We start from the raw sequence: 1,210 nt of genomic DNA on the forward strand, positions 1-1,210 counted from the left end.
GGCATGATTTGAGAACGCCGATGACGCGCATGCGGCTGCGCGCCGAATTCCTGGCTGGCAACGAAGAACGCGAGAAATGGCTGCACGACCTCGATGAGCTCGATCGCATCGCCGACAGCACCATCCGACTGGTGCGCGAGGAGGTTGACCAGGATGCCGTCGAGCCGGTCGAGTTGGACCGGCTGGTTCGCGACATCGAGGCCGAGATGGTTTCGCTCGGCCATGCCGTGTCGGTCGGCCATCTCGACAAGGTCTCGGTCAGGGCAGGCGCGCTCGGCCTTCGCCGCGCGCTGCGCAACCTGATCGTCAACGCCGCCACGCATGGCAAGGGCTGCGGCATCTCCCTGTCCGCAGCCGACAACCGCGCCACCCTCACCATCGCCGATCGCGGACCCGGCATTCCGCCCGAGCTGCTCGGCAAGGCGTTCGAGCCCTTCTTTCGCGTCGATCCCGGCCGCAGGCAGTCCATTCCAGGCGCCGGCCTCGGCCTCGCCATTGCCAAGGAAATCATCGAACGCCACGGCGGCGCCATCACACTGGAGAACCGCCCGGGCGGCGGCCTTTCACAGAAAGTGGTTTTCGATGCGGTTTCCTGATTCAGCCGTTTGGCGCCATTCTCGACGCACGGCATCGCCGTATCGCCTGATTACCGCAGGCTGAACGTCAAGGGCACATCGACACGCGAGCTAACGCCTTCCGGCGGCGCCGGCACTGTAGCGCCCTGCAGCAGGTCCAGTACACTGCGGTCGAGATCAGGGTCGCCGGATGAACCGGTGATGCGAACGGACGTCACTCGGCCGGAGCCGGCCACCATGAAGGAGACCCTTACGGTTCCTTCCGAACGGCGGGCTCTCGCGGCCTTCGGGTAGCGCTTGTGCCGATTGATCCACCTTGTCAGTTGCGAGTTCCACTTCTTGGCGTCCCCTCGGGACGCAGCCACCGCCTTGGCCGACTTCGGTGCGGCCGCCCTGGCTGCGGGTGTCGCAGCGAGACTGGCCGTCGTCCGCGGCGGTGCGGCTTTCTCCTTTTTCGGACGGTTTTTGGCCTTTTCGACCGGCTTCTTCGCCTTGGCCTCAGCCGGCTCCTTGGCCTTTGCTTGCTTCTTTGTCTTGGCCTCGACGGGTGCCTCGACCGGTTTCGGCTGCGGCAGCGGGATGACCACTTCCGGCGTGACGGCCTCGGCAACGTCCGGCACGACCTCCTCGAGCGG

General features: G+C 65.9%; 2 protein-coding genes. One reads left to right on the forward strand and one right to left on the reverse strand.

What is annotated here, in order from left to right; genetic code table 11:
* On the forward strand, nucleotides 1-596 hold a 596-nt coding region (locus tag EOA86_RS35360; protein ID WP_245497487.1), incomplete at its 5' end, for an ATP-binding protein.
* A 50-nt stretch (nucleotides 597-646) separates the two neighbouring features.
* Here EOA86_RS35360 and EOA86_RS35365 read toward each other — a convergent pair.
* A partial coding sequence (locus EOA86_RS35365) for an energy transducer TonB (protein ID WP_164892358.1) occupies nucleotides 647-1,210 on the reverse strand: 564 nt, incomplete at its 5' end.

Origin of the sequence: Mesorhizobium sp. M5C.F.Ca.IN.020.32.2.1 (genome assembly GCF_004023105.1) — a bacterium.
In the GTDB taxonomy this organism is placed as follows: domain Bacteria; phylum Pseudomonadota; class Alphaproteobacteria; order Rhizobiales; family Rhizobiaceae; genus Mesorhizobium; species Mesorhizobium wenxiniae.